Below are 22,991 nucleotides of genomic sequence, written 5' to 3'. Positions count from 1 at the left end.
GGCTGCTGACTACAGTGCCTGACGATAGAATATGGTGCGCTCGGTTTCGCTGAAGCCGAGCGCTTCATGCATTTGCTGGCTGCCGATATTGTCGAGCGCCGCGTCAGAAGCGAGTTCACGGCATCCCTGGTCGCGAGCCCATGTAGCGATCGCGGCAATCAGGGCGCGTGCTACACCGGTGCGGCGCGCTTCCGGCACGACATAAATCCCCTCGAGATAGCCGACCGGCGAGGTGTCGCAGCCGTTGACGTAGTCGTGTCGCAGCGCGCCCTCGGCAAAGCCCACCGCATTGCCGCTCTCGTCGCGCGCCAGAAGGGCGATGGCTTCGGGATTGTCGAGTTGCGCGGCGATCTCACCGGGATTGTCGTCGACGGAATCTGGCCAGAGCGCGTCGCGCATCGCGCGCCAGTCCGGTACGTCGGCCTCTGTTGCGAGGACGACGCGGGTCATTGGCTGGCCCAGACGATACGCCCCATGCCTTCGACATCGGAGATCTCGATGGTGCGGGGCGGATGGGCGGCGTTGAGCGAATGCAACTCCACGCTGCGTGCCGTCTGGCGGAAGAGGATTTTCACCAGCACCTCGCCGTCGCGGGTGCGCACCACGACGCGGTCGCCGCGGCGCATCTGTGCGGTGGGCGAGACCACAATGATGTCGCCGTCGCGATAGAGCGGCAGCATGGAGTCGCCGGACACTTCCAGCGCATAGCTGCCGTCATCAGCCGGGGAGGGGAGCGGGATCTCGTCCCAGCCTTGTCCGGCAGGGAAGCCGGCGCTGTCGAAGAACCCGCCCGATCCGGCCTGGGCCAGACCCAGCAGCGGCACATGCGGGCGCGGTCCGGCCGGTGCCGTCTGCAGATAGGCGCCGCCACCCGACAGGAAAGAATCGAAACTTTCGCTCGTCGCATCGAGCACCTTGGCGATGCTCTCGGTCGAGGGCCAGCGCGCCCGGCCGTCCTTACTGACGCGCTTTGACTTGTTGAAGGCCGTTGCGTCGAGACCCGCCTCGCGCGCCAGCCCGGAGGCTGAAAAGCCGTGGCGTTGGGCAAGCGAATCTATGGCATTCCAGATATCGTCGTGCGACAGCATTGAGGACGTCTCCTCATCCTTGAGGAAATTTACCTCAAAAGGACACTGGTCCTATTTATCGGCGCTGCCTCCGCTTGTAAAGCGGTGCATCCGCCGCGACGACCGAAACACAAGGCGCATCATGACCGACGCGAAAGATCCCCAGAGCCAGAAAATCTTCAAAGTGACGCGCCGTGCGGTTTTCGAACAGTCGCGCGAGTCGGGCCAGTTTATCGGCATGCCGATCGATCTCGAAGATGGCTATGTGCATTTTTCGACCGCCAGCCAGCTGGTCGAAACCCTGCGGCTGCACTTTGCCGGTGCGGACGATCTGGTGCTCTTTGCGGTCGATACCGACGCGCTGGGCGCGGCGCTCAAATGGGAAGCCTCGCGCGGCGGCGCGCTGTTCCCGCATCTTTACGGCGAGTTGCCGATGACCGCGGTGGGTGAGGCCAGTCCGATTGCCGTCGCGGCCGACGGCTCGGTTGAGCTGCCGGAGTGGGCGCAATGATCCTTTCCCGCCTGTCGCCGCTGCTCAATGTGCCGCTGGTCCGTTCGCTGACGCGCGATGCACTGCTTCAGATGGATCCCGAGATCGCTCATGGCGCGACCATCAGCGCGCTGCGCATGGGGCTTGGTCCGGAGCAGACCGAACCGGATGCACCCGAGTTGCGCACCCATCTGTGCGGTCTGGAGCTCAGCAACCCGGTCGGCATGGCTGCCGGGTTCGACAAGAATGCCGAAGTCGCCAAGCCGCTGGCCCGTATGGGGTTCGGAATGGTCGAAGTCGGCACGGTGACGCCGCGCCCACAGAGCGGTAACGACAAGCCGCGGCTCTTCCGCCTGCCCGGATCGGATGGGGTCATCAATCGCATGGGTTTCAACAACGAGGGCCACGCGGCGGCCTTCGCGCGGCTCAAGGGCGCGCATGTCGGCGCCATCCTCGGCGTCAATATCGGGGCCAACAAGGACAGCGAGGATTTCGTCGCCGACTATGTGACAGGGATCGGCAGGTTCTCGGAGGTCGCCGACTATCTCACCATCAACATCTCCTCGCCCAACACGCCCGGCCTGCGCAATCTGCAGGCCGACGAGGCGCTGGCGCGGCTGCTCGATGCCTGTCTCAAGGCGCGCTCAAAGGCGCCGGTGCGCGTCCCCATGCTGCTCAAGCTGGCGCCTGATCTCGACGAGACGCAGCTCGATGCCATCGCCCGGGTGATCGAGCCGACCGACCTCGACGGGCTGATCGTGTCGAACACCACACTGAGCCGCGATGCGGTTGCCGGCGAGGACAACGCGACCCAGACCGGCGGGCTCAGTGGCAAGCCGCTATTCGCGCTCTCTACCCAGCGACTGGCGCAGGTGCGCCAGCGCGTCGGCACCCGACCGATCATCGGGGTGGGTGGCATTCATTCGCCCGAGACTGCGGTGATGAAGTTCGAAGCCGGGGCCGACGCTATCCAGCTCTATTCGGCGCTGGTCTTCGGCGGGTTGGAACTGCTCGAGCGCATCAAGCGCGGCCTCGTTGCCTCGGTGCGGGCGCAAGGCCTCAACTCGGTGGCCGATCTCACCGGGCGCACGACCGACGACTGGGCCGCGGGCCGCTTCAACTAGTCAGTCAAGCGAACAGCCCCGCCTTCCGCCGCTCCAGCGCCCACCAGTAGACGGCGGCGCGAGCGAGGAAGAAGGTGTGGATCGCCACCCAGAGGCCGGCATTGCCCCACAGGGGTTGCAGCGTCAGGGCCATCACCAGAAACAGCGCCAGCGCCACGATCATGCCATTTCGCATGGTGACGTTGAGCGTGATGCCGATCAGGATGCCGTCGAAGACGAAGGCGGGCATGCCGGTCAGCGGCGCGAGCGCGGCAATCGCCATATAGTCCCGGGCATAGGCACGCACCGGTTCGCTGGTTGTCATCAGGTCGATCAGCAAGCCCCCGCCCACGAACCAGAATGCCGTCATGGCGAGGCTGATGCCGAGGCCCCAGACAAAGCTCAGCCGATAGGCGCGGTCGAAGGCCGGGCGCCAGTTGGCGCCGACCGACTTTCCGCAAAGCTGCTCGGCCGCCTGGGCGATGCCGTCGAGAAAGAACGCGGAGATCATCATGAAGTTGAGCAGGATCGCATTTGCCGACAGCGCCACTTCGCCAAGCCGCGAGCCCTGGGCGGCGAAATAGCCAAAAGCGATCGACAGGGCGATCGAGCGGATCATCAGGTCCCGGCTCAAGGCGAACATGCGCTTGACCGCCGAGATCTCGCCCAGGGCCCCCGGCGCGATCCGTGCCAACAGGGCGCCGAGCCCGCCATAATGGCGCAGGAACAGGATCAGGCCGATGATCGCGGCCACCGCATGTCCGGCCAGCGTCGCGAACGCCACGCCTTCGACGCCCCAGCCCAATCCGTAAACGAGCCAGACCGAGCCGATGATATTGATGGCGTTGACCAGAAGCTGCAGCACCATGCCGGTGCGCGCCGCTGCTCGGCCATAGAACCAGCCCAGCAGGGCGAAATTGATCAGCGAAAAGGGTGCCGACCAGATCCGCACGCCGAAATAGGCCGCGAAGGCGGCCTCGACGCCTGGGCCGGGCGCCATAAGCCAGGTGCTCAACCACAGCAGCGGCGCCTGCAAGACGATCATTGCGAGACCGGCGACAACCGCGATGATGATTGCCCGGGCGGCATGCAGCAAGCCGTCATCTGGGTCGCGGGCCCCGACCGCCTGCGCTGTCAGTCCGGCGGTGCCGATCCGCAGAAAATAGGCGAGCGCGAAAAGCGAGCTGAAGATCAGCGCACCGATCACTACTCCGCCCAGCAGCCCCGCATCGCCCTGCCGGCCGATCACGGTGATGTCCACCATGCCGGACAGCGGTTCGGTGATGAAGGCGATGGACGCGGGAATGGCGATCGCGAGGATGTCGCGCGAGCGCACCTCGAAGGGGAAGGACGGGCGGCTCACGGACCTGGTCTACCTACGGACAGTTCTTCAGTGACGGTGGATTTCGGGGCGGCCGGCGACCTGCTGCACCGGTGTCACTTCCAGCACCGAAATGTTGAGGTGCGGCGGCAGGGTCGCGAGGTACCACACGATATCGGCGATATCGTCAGGACGGATCGGGTCGACCCCGTCATAGAAGCTCTCATTGGCCTCGGCGTCGCCATGGGTGCGTACCATGGTGAACTCGGTCTTTGACATGCCGGGTTCCAGCGTTGTCACCCGTATGTCCTTGCCGCCCAGATCGGTCCTGAGGTTCTGGCTGAACTGATGTACGAAGGCCTTCGTGCCGCCATAGACATTGCCGCCGGGATAGGCCCAGCGCCAGGCGACCGAGCCGACATTGACGATCGAAGCGCCCTTGCCGGCAGCCTCGAGCAGCGGCAGAAGCTCCAGCGTCGTATGCACCAACCCCTTGATATTGGTGTCGATCATCCGGTCCCAGTCTTCGAGGTCGACGTCGGGAATGGCCTTGGTGCCGAGCGCCAGGCCGCCATTGTTGAAGAGGCAATCGACTGGCTTGAAATCCTCGGGCAGGGCGGCGACGGCAGCGACGATGCTGTCGCGGTCGGTCAGGTCCAACTGCGCGGTATGGATCACACCCTCGGGGAACTCCGCCTTGAGCGCATCGAGACGGTCGGCGCGCCGGCCGGTGGCGATCACCTTCCAGCCTTCTGTGGCAAAGCGGCGGGCGGTGGCAGCACCAAAGCCGGAGGTGGCACCGGTGACGAAAATAACGGGCATCGGATTGTCCTAGTGATCGGTCTTGAGGTCGATGGCGAGGTCCGCGGCAGGCCGAGACGCCGCCACGAGGTCGAAATTGGCAAGGTCGACACGCTCTACATGTTCACGATTCCGCGCCTCGGTGAACAGGCCATGTTCGGCATGGCGTGCCAGCAGCCGGGACCGGGCCAGGTCGCGCGGGATCGACAGGAACACCGCCAGATCGAGCATCGGCCGCACCCGCGCCCAGTCATCATGGTCGAGCAGCAGGTAGTTGCCCTCGACGATGATCAGCCGCGCCGCGCCAGGTATGGTCTGGGCATCCGCGACCACGTCCTCGATGGACCGGTCATAGCCGGGCGCCGTCATGTCGTCCCGTGTCAGTTTGATACGGCTCAGCAGCGCGGCAAAGCCTGCCGCATCGAACGTGTGCGGCGCGCCCTTGTCGGCGACATCACCACGGCGCTCCAGTTCGGCATGGGGCAGGTGAAAGCCATCCATCGGCAGCAGGGCGGCACAGTCAGGACGGGCCTCGTTGATGCGGCGCACCAGGGCGGAGGCGAGCGTTGATTTGCCGGTTCCCGGTCCGCCCGCGAGGCCGATCAGCACCCGTCCAGCGTGATCTACCAGCAGAGATTCGCTCCTGTCAGCCAGCAGAGCGACCGCTTCGTCCGGCGTCAGATGGTGAGTTTGCGGGGTCTGCATGCTGGTCTCCGGTAGTCCCGGAGGGTTTTACACCCTCTCGGACGCCAGTTTAATCGCGCTGGCGCTTGGCTTAACGTGATGTTTACCATGATTTCCGAAGTATGAGGCGACGAACGTGTCCCATTCGGGGACATGGATTCGGCTCCTCAGGTGCTTGGGATTTTTCATGGCCCGCGCTTTCCCGCAGTTCCAGTCCTCCGAATACGGTGCCAATAGCCCCGACCAGTGGCAGGATCTGCGCAACGAACTAGTGTCGCTGCTCGATGAAGTCGAGAGCCAGGTCGGGCGCAGCAAGCGTCCGGACCCGGCCTATGCCGATCTGGGCGAGCGCGTCCGCGAGTTGCGCGATCAGGTCAATGACGTGCCCGAGAACCGGCATCGTGAAGCGCTGCGTTCGGTACAGCGCGCCGTCAACCGTTTCTCCGATCGCGACGAAGGCCCCGAGCAAGCGCCGTTCAATCCGCGGGACTCGCTCGAAGCGGCGATCCAGCAGATCCGGTCGCGTCACTACGGCCATGCCTCCGCCCCTTATCCAGAGCGCCGCGCGGCACCGCAATTCGACGAGATGGCCCATGCCGTCGACGGGATCGCCGACCGCATGGAACGGCTGGAAGCGGACCTGCGCAACCACACCAGCGGGCAGACCGCCAATACCAAGGAAATCGCCGACCAGTTGGGCCAGCTCAGCCAGGTGGTCGAGCTGCTTGCCGGCGCCGTCGGCGAAACCGGGCAGGTCAAGCGCCTCGAAGGTCAGATCGGCACGCTTGCCAAGATGGTCGCCAAGGGCGCCCAGACCGAGCCGGAAACGCTGGTCAAACGCTTCGAGGAACTGTCGGCCACGCTGAACCGGCTCACCGATCTGCAGCATGCGCATGCCCAGCAGATCGATGCCACTTCGCTGAACCAGCGTCTGGACGATGTCAGCGCGACCGTCGGGCGGCTCGCCGACCTGCAGGTTCAGCAGTCCGAGCGCAGCGATACCAGCGGTATCAATGCCAAGCTCGATGAGGTCTCCCAGACCATCGCCCGCCTGCACGAGCGGCAGGAAGAGCTGGCTGCCAAATCCAGTGAAACCGACAACAGTGCCGTCACCGAACGGCTCGACGATGTGTCGGCCACCATCGGCCGGCTGGCGGAGCTGCAGATCGAAGTCGTCGCGCGCATGGAAGAGCCGGCCAGCGGTCTGCAGCACTCCATGCACGCCATCGAGGACGGGCTGCGCAATATCTACGATCGTATCGATACGATTGAGCGCACTGTCTCCCTGCCGCCGTCGGAACTCGAAAAGATCACCGAGCAGCTCGGCAAGGTCACTTCGGCCATGCAGGCGCCCGAGCAGCCACAGGGGCTGATCGAGCTCATCGACGCGCTGAACGAGCGGATTTCCGACGTCGAGTCGAGCAGCGGTGCCGTCGGCGGGCTGAAGAGCGACATGGAGGCCCTGCGCCAGACCGTTGCCGAGGCCGTCGAGCCGCGCTTTGCTGCGATCGAGACGCAACTCGGCTCGCTCAGCGAGCAGGTCAAGGATCGCTCCGAGGAGACCGGCGTCAGCAAGATAGAGGCGCAGGTGCGCCAGCTCGTCGCCCGCATGGATCAGACCGGCGAGCAGCTGAGCGGGCTGGCAAAGCTCTACAGCGAGCCATCGAAGCAGGATGCCGGGCCGGATCTCGACGAACTCGCCGACATGGTCGCGGCACGCACTTCGGAGGCGCTGGACCGGCGCGAGGTGCCGAGCGGTTTCGGCGAGACCGAACTGGCCGAGATCGAGACGCGGATCGGCAATGTCATTCGTGCCGCCAACGAGGCGCCGGCCAATGACGGGATGCTGGAACTTTCCTCGACCATCCGCGAAGTGGGCGATCGCCTGTCGCGGCTCGAAGACATGCTCGCTGGTCGTATGGACACGACCCTGCTGACGCCTGCGACGCCGCGCGAGGGCAATGCCGACACCGCTGCCAAAGCGGCGGTCGAAGCGACGTCCGAGCTGCCGCATACGGCGCCGATGCCGCAGGCAAAAGTCGCCCCGGAAGCAGCATCGGACGAAGCCGACGGTGCGCCATTTGCCGACCTGCAGGCCGAACTTGCCGACCTGCGCCTGCCCGTCGAGCCGGCGCAACCGTCCGAGTCCAAGGCCGAAAAGCCCACCAGCAAAGCCAGGCTGTCGCTCGAGCCCATCGATGATGACCCGATTGCGCCGCTGATCGCTGAGGCGGAAGCTGCACACACTGCAGGTCGCGGGCGCGACAGCATGCCGGCCAATCCGTCGGAAGAAGCGCCGCTGGTGGCCAAGCCCTACGGCGACCCCAACCCGGTGCAGCGCGCGCTCGATGCCAAGAATGGTCCGCGCCAACGGTCTGCGGGTCCTGCGACCGCGACCGCAACCGGTGCATTGGAGGCTGCTGCGCCAGCTGTGGATCCGGTAGAGGCCGAACGGCCGCCGCGTCCCGTGTCGAGCCTCGAGGCCAGCGATGCTGCCGGCGGCCCGGCGGAAGAGCCAGACCCGGCGCCCGCGCCGAACCGCAACACGTTTATCGAGGCACATCGGCGCGCTGCCCGTCAGGCTGCAGGCGCATCGCGCGGCGATGACGTCGCGAGCGACTCGCTGATCGGCCGCGCCTTTGCGCGCTTCAACGCCAGCCGGAATACCACAGCCGTCGCTGCTGCGCCTGAGCCCGCTGCGGCCCCGGCACCAGAAAACGTGGAAACTGAAGCTGAAGCCGAAACGGAAAAGACGCCACGCAAGTGGGGCTTCATCGGTCGGCGCAAGCTCGCCGGCGACCGTGAGGCGCCGACCAAGTGGACGCCTGATCCGGAGCCGGAAGAGCGCAAGCTGCCTGAGCCGCCGGAACCCTCCAGCATCGCGCTGGGCGCGGAAGAGACCAGTCCGCGTGGTGACGACGAGGCCGAAAACGAGAGCGAAAGCTTCCTCAGCCGCCACCGCCGTCCCATCCTGCTCGGCCTCAGCGTCATCGCGCTGGCCTTCATGACGATCAATTTCGTTGCCCAACGCCTTGGCGAGACCGATGAGCCTGCGGCGGCGACCGTGCAGCCCGAAAGCGCCGGCGCAGAGCTGACCACCGGGTCACTGCCTCTGTCGCCGTCACCCATGGCCGAGACGCCTGTCGATACTGCCGAGGGCCCGGATCCACGTGTCATCTCGATGGTCGATACGCTCTCCACGGCATCGATCGATCCTTCTGCCGCTCAGGGCTTTGTGGCTCCCGCCACCAAGATGCCGCCGGTGGCGGTCTCGGTGCCGGCCATCGATGCGATCGACGCGGAAGTTCCGAAGGGTGACAGGGTTGCGTCGCTGACAGACGACGTTGCGCCTCTGTCCGAAACCCTCGCCAGCCCAGTGCATGTCGAAATGCCGCCGGATGGCGTCGGGCCGCTGGCGCTGCGTGAAGCGGCTGCCAATGGCGATGTGCGTGCTCAGTTTGAGGTCGGCGCCATCTACACCGAGGGCCGGGCGATCCCGGAAGATCTTGAAACCGCATTCAAGTGGTACGAGCGTGCCGCCAGCCAGGGCTTCGCACCGGCGCAGTATCGGCTCGGCAATCTGTATGAAGTCGGTCGCGGTGTGCCGAAGGATCTGGCCCAGGCCCGGCTGTGGTACCAACGCGCCGCCGAAGCTGGGAACCGCATGGCGATGCACAATCTCGCGGCCTTGTATGCCAGCGGCAATCTGGGCGAGCAGCAGTTCGACGCCGCTGCCAACTGGTTCGAGCGGGCCGCCAACCGCGGCATGACCGACAGCCAGTTCAATCTTGGCATGCTCTATGCCCGCGGCTTGGGCGTGCCTCAGAACCTCGAGGAATCCTATCGCTGGTTCTCGCTGGTCGCCGCCAATGGCGATGCCGATGCCGCCAAGGCCCGCGACGATGTCGCCGCGTCGCTCGATGCTGCGACCGTCAAGCGGCTCAACGACGAGGTGCGCAGCTGGACGCCGGAGCAGATCGATCTCGCGGCGAACTTCGCACCGATCGGCACCTGGATGTCCGGGTTCGATCCGGGTGCGGCGATCTCCAATGTCGACGTGGTCAAGGGCGTGCAGTTGGCGCTGTCGAAACTCGGCTTCGAAATAGGGGCACCCGATGGCATGGCCGGTCCCAAGACCGCCGACGCGATCCGCAGCTTCGAGCGCGCTACCGGCATGAGCGAGAGCGGGACGATCAATCCGCGCCTGCTTGCGGTGCTGGGTAGCCAGCCGGTCTGAGCCCTACACAGCCCTCGGATTGCTGCAACGAAAATTGAGAGATGGGCGGGGCATTGGCTCCGCCTTTTCGTTTAGGTCAGCTGCGACAGACTAGCTGGCCGTTTCGATGTGGAAAGTCGGCTGTCGCGAACCGAATCAGTGGCGATCGTGCAACGGTGGTTTTGCGTCGCCTGCGACGCGCCATCCCTAAACGGACCCTTTGCAATTTGCTGCTAAGGCTTAAAGCTGAAGTTCGTTTCCATCGTCGCAATTCCGTCGCCTCCACTCGCTATGGCCCGGAAATGTCATAGTTATTGGACCCCCGCCGGTGCAGGTCTATCTGCCCATCGCCGAAATCTCGATGAACCTGTTTTTCCTTGTCGGAATCGGGGGCGCAGTGGGATTCCTGTCGGGATTGTTCGGGGTGGGTGGCGGCTTTCTGCTGACACCACTGCTTATCTTTTCCGGCGTCAGTGCGCCCGTGGCCGTCGCGTCGGTGACGGGGCAGGTCGTGGCGGCGTCGACGTCCGGGGCCCTGAGTTACTACAGGCGCGGGCAGATCGACCTGCATCTGGCGCTGTATCTGGTGTTGTCGGGTGTGCTCGGCGCCTTTGCCGGCGTCGCGATGTTCCAGGTGCTGAATGCGCTTGGGCAACTCGATCTGGCGATTTCGATCGGCTTCCTGCTGCTGCTCGGCTCCGTCGGTACGCTGATGCTGATCGAGTCTTTGCGCGCCATTCTCAAGCGGCGGGCCGGCGTCGTCTCGCGCGACAAGCTGCCGAACCAGCATAACTGGTTCCACAGATTGCCGTGGCGGGTGCGATTCAAGAAGTCGCGGCTCTACATCAGCGTGCTGCCGGTGATCGGCATCGGGCTGGCAATTGGCTTTGTCGGTTCACTTCTCGGCATTGGCGGCGGCTTCATTCTCGTGCCAGCGCTGGTCTACCTGCTGCGCGTGCCGGGCAACATGGTCATCGGCACTTCGCTGCTGCAGGTCGTGGCGATGATGGCGGTGACAACGATCCTGCATGCCGTCACCAGCCAGAGCGTCGATATCCTGCTGGCTTTCTGTCTGATGATCGGTGGTACGGTGGGCGCGCAGTTCGGCGCTTCGGCGGGCAAGTACCTGCGCGGAGAACAGCTGCGCGCCCTGTTGGCGCTGATCGTTCTGGCCGTCGCCATTCGTTTCGGTCTGTCGCTTGTTCTCACTCCGGGCGATGCCTATTCCACGGCCGTGCTCGGCGTTGGTGGCCTGCGATGAACCGGATCCTGCTGGCAATTCTGGCGTTTGTCAGTTGCGTGTCGCACGCAGCTGCGGTGCAGCTTGTATCTCAGGTCAGTCGTGCTGAAGTCGCCATCACCTCCAGCTTCCAGGGTGAGACGCTGACTGTCTTTGGAGCTGTCGAGCCCAACGCGGGTGAAAACACGCGGCCCCAGGGGCCATTCCATGTGATTATCACCGTCACAGGCCCACTGCAGAACCGCGTGACGCGGCGCAAGTCGAACATCTTCGGGGTGTGGCTCAATACCGATCAGGTGAAATTCACGGATGTCCCGTCGAACTATCAGGTGTTGTCTGACACCTGGCTCGACCAGATCACCGATCCGATCACGCTGGCAGAAAACGACATCCCGCTCGAACGGCAGGTCCGCTATTCGGCCACCGACGCCGGCTGGTGGGATGGCTTTGCCTTCGGCAACGAACTGGTGCGGCTGATGGAGGAGAACGGCCAGTTCCGGCTCGCCCAGCAGGGCGTGCAGTTTCGCTCCGGCACGTTCTATTTCGCCCAGGTCGTGCTGCCGTCAGATGCCGTGCCGGGGCCGTATCTGGTCCGCACCTATCTGTTCAAGGACGGCGAACTGATCGCCGACCGCTCCGATGGGTTCACGGTGCGCAAGATCGGTTTCGAGCGCTTCCTCGGTCAGGCTGCCCGCCAGCAACCGCTGCTGTATGGCTTGGTCTGCGTGGCGCTGGCGCTGTTTACCGGCTGGCTCGGCGGCATCGTCTTCCGCCGTTGATCTGCCCAAAGACAGGCTTCGGGCTCATCCCTGGTTACCAGCCCTCGTAACCTGCGACGAGCCGCTTGGGTGGAACCGCATAAACACGGTCCTTGCCCACCATGGCCACCGACAGTCCCGCCCAGTCGAACAGCGTGGCCGCATCCGGGGCCATGATGTTGAGGGTGCCGGTGGCGCTGCCATAGGCGGGCAGTACCAGAAGGTTGTGGTCGTGTACGAAGCAGGGGCGGCGCACCGAGCGACCGTTGATGCTCAGGTGAGCGGCCGGGTGCAGGTGTCCGGCAACCAGGCCGGCCACGCCGCGACGTGGGTGATGCGTCAGCGTCAGTCCCGCACGCTTCACTTCGGCGGTACATAAACCTCCCAGCGTGTGCGGCGCCGGGTCGTGATTGCCGGAAATCCAGATCCAGCGGGTGCGATGCATCATGCGCTCCAGGCGCAGCCGGTCTGTCTCCCCGAGGGTCGCCGTTCCTTCGTCGCGATGGAAGCTGTCGCCCAGCGCGATGAGTTCGGTTGCACCCGTGGCGTTGAGATCGGCTTCGAGCCGCTTGAGTGTGAGACCCGTGTCATAGGGCGGCAGTAGCTGACCACGCCGCGCGAAGGAGCTGAGCTTTTCGAGATGCAGGTCAGCGACCAGCAGGCAGTTCTCGGCGCGCCAGAACAGGGCACCAGAGGGCAGGGCCTCGAAGGCATGGTCGGCAAAGTGCAGCACCACCGGTTCGGCCGCGTCGGTCTCGGTCGCGGCCACTGCCGCCTGGCCCCAGGTCACGTCCGTCTTGCGTCCTCTTTTGTGCCCATCGCTTCGCGGATCAGTTCCTCGGCGGCGTCGGCCATGGCGCTCTCGCGCGCTTCGCCGGGCACCGGGACCTTTCCGATATCGAGCAGGATAGGTACTGCCAAAGGCGAGATTCGGTCGAGCGGTTTGTGCACGATATGCTGGCGGATGCGGGCCAGCATCTGTCCCAGCCGGCCGATATCGAGCAGGCCGCGTGCCGCATCGCGTCGGGTCGCCTGGATCAGGATATGGTCGGGCTCGTGCTGGTAGAGCACGTCATAGATGATGTCAGATGAAACGGTGATCTGCCGCCCGGTCTTTTCCTTGCCCGGGTGCCGTCGTTCGATCAGGCCGGCGATGATGGCGCAGTTGCGAAAGGTGCGTCGCATCAACTGGCTCTCGTCGAGCCAGGCTTCGAGATCGTCGCCCAGCATGTCTTCGTCGAAGAGATCATCCAGCGACAGCCTGCCGGTGCGGATCAGCGCGGACATGTCGCCCAGCCCCCAGATCGCCAGCGCGTAGTCCGAGGCAACGAAGCCGAGCGGCCGCGCGCGGGCGCGCTCCAGCCGGCGGGTCACCAGCATGCCGAGCGTCTGATGCGCCAGCCGGCCTTCGAAGGGATAGCAGACCAGATAGTTCTGGGTGCCACGCGGAAAGGTCTCGACCAGCAGCGAATCCTGTTGCGGCAGCATCGAGGCATCGCGTTGCAGGCGCAGCCAGTCGGCCACCTGGTCGGGCAGTTGGTCCCAGTCCTCCGGGTGGGCCAACAGGTGCCGCACACCATCGGCGAGATAGGTCGACAATGGAAATTTGCCGCCCATGTAGGACGGGATCTTCGGATCCTTGCCCTGGGAGCGGCTGACATAGGCCTCGGTCTCGTGCATCCCCTCATAGGCGACGATCTCTGAGCCGAAGAGAAACGTGTCTCCCCGGGTGAGCGTATTGAAGAAATACTCCTCCATCTCGCCCAGCACCCGACCGCCGCGGCCGATGGGCCCGGTGTTGGCACCTTTGGTGAAACCGCGCCCCCGCACCAGCCGCACCTTGACCATCGGCTCCTCGATGATGGTGCCGATGTTCAGCCGATACTGCTGGGCGATTTGCGGATTGGCGACCCGGAACAGGCCTTCGGTCGTCTTCTTGAGCTTGGCGTAGCGCTCATAGGCGCGCAGCGCGTAGCCACCGGTGGCGACGAAATCCACCACGCGCTCGAACTGCTCCCAGCTGAGCTCGCGATAGGGCCAGGCGCGCAGCACTTCCGCGTGCAGCGCCACCGGATCGAACGGCGCCGCACAGGCAGTGCCGAGAACATGCTGGGCCAAGACGTCGAGCCCGCCAGACACCGGATCCTCGCTGTCCTGCGCGCCGCGTTCCACGGCCTCCAGGGCGGCCTCGCATTCCAGCACCTCGAAGCGGTTGGACGGCACGAAGAGCGCCTTCGAGGGATCGTCGAGCCGATGGTTGGCGCGGCCGATGCGCTGCAGCATGCGGCTCGCGCCCTTGGGCGCCCCGATCTGGACGACGAGATCGACATCGCCCCAGTCGATGCCGAGATCGAGCGTCGAGGTGCAGACCACGGCACGCAGCCGCCCATCTGCCATCGCCGCCTCCACCTTGCGGCGCTGCTCCACGGCGAGCGAGCCGTGATGCATGGCGATGGGAATCATCTCGTCGTTGGCCTGCCACAGCTCCTGAAACAGCATTTCCGCCTGCGAGCGGGTGTTGACGAAGAGGAGGGTGGTCCGGTGCTGCTTGATGACTTCGTAAAGCTCGGGAATGGCATAGAGCGACGAATGTCCCGACCATGGCACTCGCGCCTCACTGCGCAGGATCGAGAGCTCGGGTTTGGCGCCACCGGGTGCCTGCAGCAACACGGCCTTCGCATCGGGCTGCGGCGCGGCGATCCAGTCGCGCAGCAGGTCGGGGCGGGCAACCGTGGCGCTGAGCGCGGTGATCCGCAGGTCGGGGGCGAGCGTCGTCAATCGTGCCAGACCGAGCGACAGCAGTTCGCCGCGCTTGCTGGTGACGAGGGCATGCAATTCGTCCAGCACGATGCGGCGGAGCGATCCGAAGAGTGTCTTCGCCTCGGGGTGGCTGAGCAGGAGGGCCAGCTGCTCCGGCGTCGTCAACAGAATCCCGGGCGGATCGACGCGCTGGCGCTGGCGTCGCGAGGCCGGCGTATCGCCGGTGCGCGCCTCGACACGGATCGGCAGCCCCATCTCCTCGATCGGCGTCATCAGGTTGCGCTGCACGTCGACAGCCAGCGCCTTCAGCGGCGACAGGTAGAGCGTATGCAGGCCCTTGACCGGGTTGGTGATCAGATCATCGATGGTCGGCAGGAAACCGGCCAGCGTCTTGCCGGCACCGGTGGGGGCGATCAGCAGGACCGACTGGCCCGCCTGCGTTGCCGCGAGCACGTCGCGCTGATGCTGCCGGGGCGACCAGCCGCGGCCAGCGAACCAGTCTTCGATCTGGGGATGGAGCGGCACGGCGTGTTCCCGATTTGTGCGAGTATGTGGGGCAGCGGGGCGTCAATGCAAGCGGGCGCGGGCCATGCCGCCTTAAGTGGGATGTTCTCGGCGGCCGCAGCTTGCTAGAAATGACGCAGAGGGTAGGGGCTCATGAGCAGACGTCGCATCATCATCGTAGACGATCATCCGCTGTTTCGGGCGGCGCTGAAGCAGACGCTGAGCGGAGGTGATCCCTCGATGATGGTCGAGGAGGCCGGCGATCTGCCGGCGCTGAGCGCCGCGCTCGATGCCGATCGCGACTGCGACCTGGTCCTGCTCGATCTCAACATGCCGGGCACGCGCGGCTTCTCCGGTCTGCTGCTGCTGCGGGCGCAATATCCCGATGTGCCGGTCATGATCTGTTCGGCGGTCCAGGATGGTACGGTGATCCGGCGTGCCTTCGAACTCGGGGCAGCGGGATATCTGCACAAGTCCGTCGGGCCGATCGATATCCGCCGGGCAATCGAGACGGTGCTGTCGGGCGAAATCTATGTGCCCGAAGGCACCGAGCTTACGACGGTCGATACGCAGTCCGAACTGATGCAGCGGCTCGGCACCCTGACTCCGCAGCAGATCCGGGTGTTGATGATGCTCAGCGACGGCTTGATGAACAAGCAGATCGCCTACGAGCTGTCGATCTCGGAAGCGACCGTGAAAGCCCACGTTTCGGCCATTTTGCAAAAACTCGACGTCGACAGCCGTACGCAGGCGGTGATTGCCGCGGCGCGGATCGAGGAAGGTCAGTTCGAGGAACTGCTGAGCGGGCGCTAGGCGCCTGAAGGCGGTTCGATTGCGGGTCGTCGCGTGCGGTGGCCGGCGAGACCGCTGATCGTGGCGCGCAAGGCGGCAGGTTTCACCGGCTTGGTGATGACCGGAATGCCGCGATCGCCGGCAAGTGTCCGCACCCCGGGTGACCGGTCGGCCGTCACAAGTGCCGCGGGCAGGTGACCGCCGACATTGTGGCGCAGCCATTCCACCGCATCGAGCCCCGAGGTCTGGTCGAGGTGGTAATCCATCAGCACCAGATCCGGCATCCAGCCGACCAGCAGCCGGTCCCGGTCGATGTCGCGCAGGGAGCGGGCCGAGCGGACGTCGCAGCCCCAGCCGCCCAGCAGGCCCTCCATCGCGTCGAGAATGGCGCGCTCATTGTCGACGCAGAGGATGCGGAGACCGGCCAGACTGGCGGCGCGTTCGCGTGGCTGAGTGTCGACTTCCGGCACCGGGCGCATGGTCCGGGCCGGCGGCAGGCTGAGCGAGAAACGCGATCCGGCCCCCTCCGTGCTTTGCACATCGAGCGGGACGTCGAGCGCGGTGACGAGACGTCCGACGATCGACAGCCCCAACCCCAGCCCCTGCGCCATGCGGGCGCCATGCTCGAGGCGCGAAAACTCGGCGAAGATCAGCGCATGCTGATCCTTGTTGAACCCGATGCCGGTGTCGATCACGTCGAAGCGCACACGATTGCCGCGGCGGCGGGCCCCAACGAGAATGCGCCCGCCGGGGCGCGTATATTTGATCGCGTTGGATACGAGGTTTTGCACCACGCGGGCGCAGAGCGCGCGGTCGGTGAGCACCACCGCCGAGGTGTCGACCAGCTGCAGGCCAATCCCGCGCTCGCGCGCCATGGGGCCGAATTCGACCTCGATCTTGCGCAACAGGTCGCGCAGTTCGAACGGCGCGGATTGCGGCTTCAACGCTCCCGCATCGAGCCGGGAAATGTCGAGCAGCGCCGACATGATCTCCTCGACGGCGCTCAGCGATGCTTCAATGGCCTGGGCCAGTTCCGCGAGGTTGCTGCCGCCGGCACGCTCTACCAGCGATGAGGTGTAGAGCCGCGCTGCATTGAGCGGCTGCAGCAGGTCGTGGCTGGCGGCGGCGAGAAACCGGGTCTTGTCGCGGTTGGCGGCGTCGGCCTTCGTGCGGGCGATTTCCAGCTCCGCATTGACGCGAGTCAGCGCCGCTGTCCGCTCGGCGACCCGCTTCTCGAGTGTCTGGTTGACCCTTGCCAGTTCGCATTCGGCGGCGACGCGGGCGGTCACGTCGGCAAAGCTGATCACCAATGCCCCGTCCTCAAGCCGGGACGAGTGGAATTCCAGCGTCTGACCATTGGTGCCAAGCCGCTGGGTGACGGTCGAGCGGGATTCGGTCAGCGTCTGTACGCGCTGCTCTGCGAGCGCCATGGGATCGCCAGTGCCGAGATCCCCACGTCTACCGAGGAACAGCGCGATCTCGTAAAGAAGAGCGCCCGGGGCGAGCAGTGTTTCCGGCAATTCCAGCAATTCGCGATAACGCCGATTGGAAATCACCAGCCGCAGATCCGGATCGAACAGTGCGACGCCCTGCGGAATATGGTCGAGCGCGCGTCGCAGTACCGACTGGTCCGCTTCTCCATCCAGAATATCACTCGCGAGCTCGATCATCGTGCCAGTATTCCCCTCGCTTTCACCGGTGCAAGTCGGCGATTGCCATTTGATTTAATTCCAGTGTCGGGCTTTTCTGCGGTTGATGGCCCGGCAACCGTCCCGTGCTGCCAAACAGGAGGTTCAAGATGCTCAAGGAATTCCGAGATTTCGCCCTCAAGGGCAATGTGGTCGATCTGGCGATCGGTGTCATCATCGGTGCTGCTTTCGGTGCGATCGTGTCATCAATGGTGGATGACGTCTTCATGCCGATCATCGGGTTGATCCTGGGCGGTATCGACTTTTCGAACCTGTTCATCGTGTTGAGCAATCCCGATAACGTCGCTGTGCCCTCCGTGGCCTTTGCCCAGGAGAATGGCATCGCGACCCTGAACTATGGGTTGTTCATCAATGCGGTTGTGAAGTTCCTCATCATCGCCTTCGTGCTGTTCGTCGTGGTCAAGGGTATCAACCGCGTGCGGCGCAAGGAGGTTGAAAAGCCAGAGCCTGCCGCGCCGCCGGCGCCGACTGCCGAGGAAGCGCTGCTCATGGAAATCCGTGACGCGATCAAGGCCCAGTCTGTCAGCTGAACTTGATGAACACTTTGACGCGCCGCGATACAGCGGCGCGTCATGGCTAGACTTGCTCTTGATACCGAAATCTCACGCCTGAATTTCGGCCTATATTGACCGGCATGTTTTCATATGATAGGAAATTGGTCCTTGGGTGTCGCTGATGTTGCGTGTCACTCTGAGAGACTTAGGTAGTTTGCCTTACGGGAACACTCTATCGGTTCGATAGAACACCTAAGGCATTGTTGCTGTCCGTCAGCGTCAGCCGTTCATATGGCGCGACAATACATGGCGCGGGCGACAAGTGATGCTGAAAATAGTCCGTACGATACTCGTGAAATGACGCAGTCGAATGCTCGGGGGGCATGATGAGCGACACGTTGTATTATCCAACTTATTTGAATCGGGACCGGCTTGTGCATATCGCCGACGCCGATGCGGCCAATTGTGAGGCACTCAGCGTGCTGTTCCGGCTCGAGGGCTTCCAGACCACGTTCTCAATGGATGCGAGCGGCTTTCTTGCAGCCCTGGAGCGGCGCCGTCCCGACGTGGCGCTGATCAACATGCGGCTGGGTCAGGAGGACGGGCTTGCGGTGCTGCGCCGGGTGAAGGCGCTGCGGGTCGGCACGCCGGTGTTCATGCTGGAAGATGAGCCGGAGGTCGAAGGGGCCGTTCAGGCGGTGAAGGCTGGCGCGACCGATGTCATCACCAAACCGATCGATACCGAGCGTCTGCTGCACGCTGTGCGAGAGTCGCTGAACGATGAGGTGCTGGTTGGGGCCGATCAGGATGGTCGGCGCCCCGTCGAGGTGCGGGGCTTTGCCCAGCTCACGCCGCGTGAGCGGCAGGTGCTGCAGCTCATCACCAATGGTCAGTCCAACAAGGAAGCCGGGCGCGAACTCGGCATCTCGCCGCGTACCATCGAAGTGCATCGGGCGCGCGTGATGGAAAAGCTCGGTGCGCGAAACACCGCAGACCTGATGCGTATCGTCCTGACAAGCTAGCCTCGCGAGGCGGCAGGCCGGTAGCACTGCGATCGATAATCACCGAAGGCAGGGAGCGCTTGACGGCCTACGCGTGCTAGCCGCCGAGGTTCGGCAGCGTGAGATCGCCTGACGTCAGCTTGCTGGCCGTGATCTTGGCATCGGCAGCTTCGCGCGGCAGCTCAAGACTGGTCCAAACGCTGACCAGTGCGTGGCGGAGTTCGAAGATCATCTCGTCGGTATGGAGCGGCGTCGGCGTAATGCGCAGGCGCTCTGTGCCGCGCGGTACGGTGGGATAGTTGATCGGCTGAATGTAGATATTGTGCTTTTCGAGCAGCATGTCGCTCGCAGCCTTTACCGCCCGGGCGTCGCCGACCAGCAGCGGCACGATATGGGTATTGGTATCCATCACCGGTAGACCGGCATCGGCCAGGATCGCCTTGGTCAGCCGCGCCTGGCGCTGCTGCATGTTACGCTCGTGGTTCGACGCCTTCAGATGCTCGATCGAAGCACGGGCGGCAGCGCACAGCGCCGGCGGCAGGGCCGTGGTGAAGATGAACTCGGGTGCATAGGAGCGCACGGCATCGATGATGGCGCGGTTCGCGGTGATGTAGCCGCCCATCACGCCAAAGGCCTTGGCGAGCGTGCCCTCGATGATATCGATGCGCTCCATCAATCCATCGCGTTCGGCCATACCGCCGCCGCGCGGACCGTACATGCCCACGGCATGCACCTCATCGATATAGGTGAGAGCACCGAATTCGGCAGCGAGGTCGCAGATCTCCTCGATCGGCGCGACATCGCCATCCATCGAATAGACTGATTCGAAGACGATCAGCTTGGGGCGCTTGCGATCGACCGCCGCCAGCAGTTCGCGCAGGTGCGCGACGTCGTTGTGGCGAAAAATCTTCTTTTCCATGCCCGACTGGCGCACGCCCTGAATCATCGAGGCGTGGTTCAGCTGATCCGAAAAGATCACGCAGTCCGGCAACAGTCGCGCGATGGTGGAAATCGCTGCTTCGTTCGAGACGAAGCCCGAGGTGAACACCAGCGCCGATTCCTTGCGGTGCAGGTCGGCGAGCGAACGCTCCAGCTCGACCAGCGGCCGGTTGGTGCCGGCGATGTTCCGGGTACCACCGGCGCCGGCGCCAAGCCGCCCAGCGGTTTCCTGCATGGCCGAAATAACCGACTCGTGCTGACCCATGCCGAGATAGTCGTTCGAGCACCAGATCGAAATTTCGTGTGCGTTATCAGAGCTGTCGCGGTAAATGGCGCGGGGAAAGCTGCCGGCTACGCGCTCGAGATCGGCAAAGACCCGATAGCGCTTTTCCTGGCGCAGCGCGTCAACGGCGTCTTCGAATAGTCCACGATAGTCCATGATCCAGTCCCGTTCCTGAGGCGACGTTGACGCAAGGACTAGCTAATGGCCCCGGCAGTCCATTGACATATGTCAATTCGCCGCGCGACGGCGGCAAGTTCATGATCCCCAAGCCGTATCGGGGACAGTTTCGATCCATTCTAAACCTCGAGTACGGCTTTGCCAATGTGGGCCTGGCCTCTGCGGAGCGGTACGGATAGGGCGCACGCGTAGTCTGTTCAGTGTCCATTCAGCCACGCCGGGGCAGAAGCGTCCCTCAGGGGCTGGCGGAAACCACGTTTTTAGGTCTTTATTGCGCCGCTTTACCGATCAGTTACCATCAAGAATTCCGCTAGGGGGAGGCAGCAGAGTTGAAGAGCTTTTCGTCATCGAGTTTTGCAAGCGATCATGCTGAAGTCCTCGACCTCGCTCTGGCCGCCGTCAACAAGCATCCGCAGGCGCTGTTCACGAACTTCCAGTGGTTCCTCTACGAGGGACGCGACACGGTGTTCTTTACGGCGTTCTCACGTTCGAGCTTCGACAAGGATTCGCTCGGCAACCTTGTCGCCGACATGGTGGCGCTGGCCCCGCAGCTGAGCCACGGTTTCGTCGGCGCCCGGCCCGGCCAACCGTTCCCCAAGCATTTGCTCGATGCCATCACTTCTGTCGTCGAGGTCGACGATTTCGACGGCTACCCGGACAAGTGGCTGAGCAAGTCCACCGACATCTTCGAGCGTGAGGATCTGCCCCTGTTCCGGGTCGACGTTCTGACCCGACGCGGCGGTCCCGATGCCGATGGCCGCGCATCGCTGATTCAGGTGCGCTCCAGCCATGCGGTCCTTGAGGGTTCGGACTCTGCTCTGCTGACGCGCTCGGCCTCGGCTGGCCACGGCATCATGAGCGACAAGAGCAACAAGGTCGGGCTGGTGTCGCGCGTCAAGGGGAAGCTGCGTGGCTGGACCACGACGTTCCTCTACATCGTCATCGCCAACATTCTGGCGCCGGCAGAAAAGCCCTGGGGCTTCAAGACCCTTGCGCTGAAGCGCCATCGCCTGCGGCTGCTGGCCAACAAGCTGGGCGTGCGGCAGCGCTCCTTGATGTTCGCGCTGGTCACGCATGCCCTCAATGGCGAGGGCGCCGACAAGCATATGTCCAAGAAGGTCATCGGTGCTGCATACACCATGCTCGATGGCAAGCGACACGACGCTGACGATGACTTCTTCCGTGTGCGGGCGCTCGAAGCCAAGTTCAAGGTAACCGACGATTTCGTCACCTATGTGCGCGAGGTCGATGCGACCGTCGACCAGATCGAGCGCAAGGACATCACCAAGTTCCAGGTGATGATGAACTCGATGTTCCAGGCTTTGCGCAGTCTCAACCAGATCGCGCCCTTCCTGCCGGGCCGGCGGTTCTGGCGTTTCAACGGTGGGATCGACGTGGTGCTGACGCTGGTGCCGCCGCATCGTACCTACGGGCCGATGACGCACGGCATGATGGAGCCGATCTATTGTGGCGCCTGGCATTCGGCGGCAAATATCATCACCTTCTGTCCGGGGCGTGAGTACGTCACACTGAACTTCTCGATGGAGACCCGGCATATCGACAATGTCGGCAAGATCGAAAAGCTGCTGGCCAAGGTCGAGGCCATGGATATCCCGCCCGCGGCGAAGACCGTAAAAGCCCTGAACTGAGGCATTCGGCCTGACTGTTTACGTATGGCGGCTTGCTGGCATGCGGGGCGCGGGCTAAACCTCTGTCGCAGCAATTCGATAAGGGGGGAGCCATGTCGGAATTCGCCAGCTATCCGAGCCTGAAGGATATGCCCGTCGTCATTTCCGGCGGTGCGAGCGGGATCGGCGAGGGCATCGTCCGCGCTTTTGCAGCGCAGGGGAGTAAAGTCGGCTTTGTCGACATTGCGGACGAGGCCGGGCAGGAGCTCGAGGCAGAATTGCGGGAGGCTGGGCACACCGTCCGTTTCACGCGCTGCGATATCACCGAGATCGCGGCCTACCAGAGTGCGATCCGCGATTTCGAGGCCAAGCATGGTGCGGCTCTCGCCCTCGTCAACAATGCGGCCAATGACCAGCGGCACAGTTGGGACGAACTGACCCCCGAGAGCTGGGACGCGCGTATCGCAGTCAATCTCAAGCAGGCGTTCTTTGCCGCGCAGGCGGTCATTCCGGGCATGATCACGGCCAAGAAGGGCTCGATCATCAATTTCGGCTCGATCAGCTGGATGATCATGGTCCCGAACCTGAGCGCCTACACTGCCTCGAAAGCAGCGATGCATGGCATGTCACGGTCCCTGGCCAAGGAGATTGGCCAGCATGGCATCCGGGTCAACACATTGGTTCCGGGCTGGATCATGACCGAGCGCCAGTTGACCAAGTGGGTCGACGCCGCGGCCGAAAAGCTGATTGCCGAAAGCCAGGCCATGGCGGGCAGGCTTTATCCCGACGATATCGCCCGGATGGCGCTGTTCTTGGCTGCCGATGACTCAAAGATGATCTCGGCCCAGGATTTCGTGGTGGATGGCGGCTGGGCCCACGGCTGAGATGTCTGTATAGGGTGGGGCTATCACCTTGCTGCCGCAATCGGTCATGACAACAGACCGAAACAGCCTTGAAGGACGTTCGTCGATGAAATCCAAGATTTTGCTCGCCGGAGTGGCGGCGCTGAGCCTCAGCGCCTGTA

Annotated in this window: 19 protein-coding genes; 10 read left to right on the top strand and 9 right to left on the bottom strand. The window is 64.0% G+C overall.

The features are described 5' to 3' along the window. Nucleotides 1–9: 9 nt before the first annotated feature. Entirely contained in the window at nt 10–450 is a 441-nt protein-coding gene (gene aac(6') / locus ACN0TK_RS17070) for an aminoglycoside 6'-N-acetyltransferase (RefSeq protein ID WP_417310740.1), read from the bottom strand. Further along, a complete protein-coding gene (locus ACN0TK_RS17065; RefSeq protein WP_417310739.1) occupies nt 447–1,088 on the bottom strand; it encodes a S24 family peptidase in 642 nt (213 codons plus the stop codon). The genes aac(6') and ACN0TK_RS17065 overlap by 4 nt, the downstream gene beginning before the upstream one ends. A 121-nt stretch (nt 1,089–1,209) precedes the next feature. Here ACN0TK_RS17065 and ACN0TK_RS17060 point away from each other — a divergent pair, with 121 nt between their 5' ends. Then, complete coding sequence (locus ACN0TK_RS17060) at nt 1,210–1,578, top strand: DUF952 domain-containing protein (RefSeq protein ID WP_417310738.1); 369 nt, start codon at nt 1,210–1,212, stop codon at nt 1,576–1,578. Next, on the top strand, nt 1,575–2,681 hold the full coding sequence (locus tag ACN0TK_RS17055) for a quinone-dependent dihydroorotate dehydrogenase (protein WP_417310737.1): 1,107 nt from the start codon (nt 1,575–1,577) through the stop codon (nt 2,679–2,681). Before ACN0TK_RS17060 ends, ACN0TK_RS17055 begins: the two co-directional genes overlap by 4 nt. 4 nt (nt 2,682–2,685) lie before the next feature. Here the strand turns inward: ACN0TK_RS17055 and ACN0TK_RS17050 are convergent, their stop codons facing one another. The 3 genes from ACN0TK_RS17050 to ACN0TK_RS17040 are packed head-to-tail and all read right to left on the bottom strand — an operon-like array spanning nt 2,686 to nt 5,487. Next, entirely contained in the window at nt 2,686–4,023 is a 1,338-nt protein-coding gene (locus ACN0TK_RS17050) for an MATE family efflux transporter (RefSeq protein ID WP_417310736.1), read from the bottom strand. Nucleotides 4,024–4,050: 27 nt separating this feature from the next. Next, nucleotides 4,051–4,803, bottom strand: coding sequence for an SDR family NAD(P)-dependent oxidoreductase (locus tag ACN0TK_RS17045; protein WP_417310735.1), 753 nt, complete (start codon nt 4,801–4,803; stop codon nt 4,051–4,053). Nucleotides 4,804–4,812: 9 nt separating this feature from the next. Further along, nucleotides 4,813–5,487 carry a hypothetical protein gene (locus ACN0TK_RS17040; RefSeq protein ID WP_417310734.1) on the bottom strand — a complete coding sequence of 225 codons (675 nt, stop codon included), beginning with the start codon at nt 5,485–5,487 and terminating at the stop codon, nt 4,813–4,815. 166 nt (nt 5,488–5,653) lie between these two features. Here ACN0TK_RS17040 and ACN0TK_RS17035 point away from each other — a divergent pair, with 166 nt between their 5' ends. The 3 genes from ACN0TK_RS17035 (at nt 5,654) to ACN0TK_RS17025 (ending at nt 11,701) form a co-directional block, all read left to right on the top strand. Beyond that, a complete protein-coding gene (locus ACN0TK_RS17035) occupies nt 5,654–9,703 on the top strand; it encodes a peptidoglycan-binding protein (protein ID WP_417310733.1) in 4,050 nt (1,349 codons plus the stop codon). Nucleotides 9,704–10,010: 307 nt separating this feature from the next. Further along, on the top strand, nt 10,011–10,943 hold the full coding sequence (locus ACN0TK_RS17030; RefSeq protein WP_417310732.1) for a sulfite exporter TauE/SafE family protein: 933 nt from the start codon (nt 10,011–10,013) through the stop codon (nt 10,941–10,943). Continuing rightward, nucleotides 10,940–11,701: a TIGR02186 family protein gene (locus tag ACN0TK_RS17025; protein WP_417310731.1), complete on the top strand. Its 762-nt coding sequence runs from the start codon at nt 10,940–10,942 to the stop codon at nt 11,699–11,701. Before ACN0TK_RS17030 ends, ACN0TK_RS17025 begins: the two co-directional genes overlap by 4 nt. Nucleotides 11,702–11,735: 34 nt before the next feature. Here ACN0TK_RS17025 and pdeM read toward each other — a convergent pair whose 3' ends face one another. Together pdeM and ACN0TK_RS17015 are read right to left on the bottom strand one after the other, a co-directional pair. Further along, nucleotides 11,736–12,470: a ligase-associated DNA damage response endonuclease PdeM gene (gene pdeM, locus ACN0TK_RS17020; protein WP_417310730.1), complete on the bottom strand. Its 735-nt coding sequence runs from the start codon at nt 12,468–12,470 to the stop codon at nt 11,736–11,738. Further along, on the bottom strand, nt 12,467–14,965 hold the full coding sequence (locus ACN0TK_RS17015; RefSeq protein ID WP_417310729.1) for a ligase-associated DNA damage response DEXH box helicase: 2,499 nt from the start codon (nt 14,963–14,965) through the stop codon (nt 12,467–12,469). Before ACN0TK_RS17015 ends, pdeM begins: the two co-directional genes overlap by 4 nt. A gap of 132 nt (nt 14,966–15,097) precedes the next feature. Here ACN0TK_RS17015 and ACN0TK_RS17010 point away from each other — a divergent pair, with 132 nt between their 5' ends. Then, entirely contained in the window at nt 15,098–15,757 is a 660-nt protein-coding gene (locus ACN0TK_RS17010; RefSeq protein WP_417310728.1) for a response regulator, read from the top strand. Here ACN0TK_RS17010 and ACN0TK_RS17005 read toward each other — a convergent pair. After that, complete coding sequence (locus ACN0TK_RS17005; protein ID WP_417310727.1) at nt 15,754–17,406, bottom strand: hybrid sensor histidine kinase/response regulator; 1,653 nt, start codon at nt 17,404–17,406, stop codon at nt 15,754–15,756. The genes ACN0TK_RS17010 and ACN0TK_RS17005 overlap by 4 nt on opposite strands. Nucleotides 17,407–17,534: 128 nt before the next feature. Between ACN0TK_RS17005 and mscL the strand changes: the two genes are divergently transcribed. Together mscL and ACN0TK_RS16995 are read left to right on the top strand one after the other, a co-directional pair. After that, nucleotides 17,535–17,975, top strand: coding sequence for a large conductance mechanosensitive channel protein MscL (mscL, locus tag ACN0TK_RS17000; protein WP_417310726.1), 441 nt, complete (start codon nt 17,535–17,537; stop codon nt 17,973–17,975). 398 nt (nt 17,976–18,373) lie between these two features. After that, nucleotides 18,374–18,961: a response regulator transcription factor gene (locus ACN0TK_RS16995; protein ID WP_417310725.1), complete on the top strand. Its 588-nt coding sequence runs from the start codon at nt 18,374–18,376 to the stop codon at nt 18,959–18,961. A 76-nt stretch (nt 18,962–19,037) separates the two neighbouring features. Here the strand turns inward: ACN0TK_RS16995 and hemA are convergent, their stop codons facing one another. Continuing rightward, nucleotides 19,038–20,318 carry a 5-aminolevulinate synthase gene (gene hemA, locus ACN0TK_RS16990; protein ID WP_417310724.1) on the bottom strand — a complete coding sequence of 427 codons (1,281 nt, stop codon included), beginning with the start codon at nt 20,316–20,318 and terminating at the stop codon, nt 19,038–19,040. 350 nt (nt 20,319–20,668) lie between these two features. Here hemA and ACN0TK_RS16985 point away from each other — a divergent pair, with 350 nt between their 5' ends. Continuing rightward, nucleotides 20,669–21,988 carry a hypothetical protein gene (locus ACN0TK_RS16985; protein ID WP_417310723.1) on the top strand — a complete coding sequence of 440 codons (1,320 nt, stop codon included), beginning with the start codon at nt 20,669–20,671 and terminating at the stop codon, nt 21,986–21,988. A 92-nt stretch (nt 21,989–22,080) separates the two neighbouring features. Then, nucleotides 22,081–22,851, top strand: coding sequence for an SDR family NAD(P)-dependent oxidoreductase (locus tag ACN0TK_RS16980; RefSeq protein ID WP_417310722.1), 771 nt, complete (start codon nt 22,081–22,083; stop codon nt 22,849–22,851). Nucleotides 22,852–22,991 lie beyond the last annotated feature (140 nt).

The organism is Devosia sp., assembly GCF_048261455.1.
In the GTDB taxonomy this organism is placed as follows: domain Bacteria; phylum Pseudomonadota; class Alphaproteobacteria; order Rhizobiales; family Devosiaceae; genus Devosia_A.
Note: the sequence above shows the minus strand (reverse complement) of the source record. Positions and strands in the feature narration are given on the sequence as shown.

Coding starts and splice junctions, on each gene's coding strand:
- ACN0TK_RS17065 (WP_417310739.1), bottom strand. CDS start 1,088: ATGCTGTCGCACGACGATATCTGGAATGCCATAGATTCGCTTGCCCAA.
- ACN0TK_RS17060 (WP_417310738.1), top strand. CDS start 1,210: ATGACCGACGCGAAAGATCCCCAGAGCCAGAAAATCTTCAAAGTGACG.
- ACN0TK_RS17055 (WP_417310737.1), top strand. CDS start 1,575: ATGATCCTTTCCCGCCTGTCGCCGCTGCTCAATGTGCCGCTGGTCCGT.
- ACN0TK_RS17045 (WP_417310735.1), bottom strand. CDS start 4,803: ATGCCCGTTATTTTCGTCACCGGTGCCACCTCCGGCTTTGGTGCTGCC.
- ACN0TK_RS17040 (WP_417310734.1), bottom strand. CDS start 5,487: ATGCAGACCCCGCAAACTCACCATCTGACGCCGGACGAAGCGGTCGCT.
- ACN0TK_RS17035 (WP_417310733.1), top strand. CDS start 5,654: ATGGCCCGCGCTTTCCCGCAGTTCCAGTCCTCCGAATACGGTGCCAAT.
- ACN0TK_RS17025 (WP_417310731.1), top strand. CDS start 10,940: ATGAACCGGATCCTGCTGGCAATTCTGGCGTTTGTCAGTTGCGTGTCG.
- ACN0TK_RS17010 (WP_417310728.1), top strand. CDS start 15,098: ATGAGCAGACGTCGCATCATCATCGTAGACGATCATCCGCTGTTTCGG.
- ACN0TK_RS17005 (WP_417310727.1), bottom strand. CDS start 17,406: ATGATCGAGCTCGCGAGTGATATTCTGGATGGAGAAGCGGACCAGTCG.
- mscL (WP_417310726.1), top strand. CDS start 17,535: ATGCTCAAGGAATTCCGAGATTTCGCCCTCAAGGGCAATGTGGTCGAT.
- hemA (WP_417310724.1), bottom strand. CDS start 20,318: ATGGACTATCGTGGACTATTCGAAGACGCCGTTGACGCGCTGCGCCAG.
- ACN0TK_RS16980 (WP_417310722.1), top strand. CDS start 22,081: ATGTCGGAATTCGCCAGCTATCCGAGCCTGAAGGATATGCCCGTCGTC.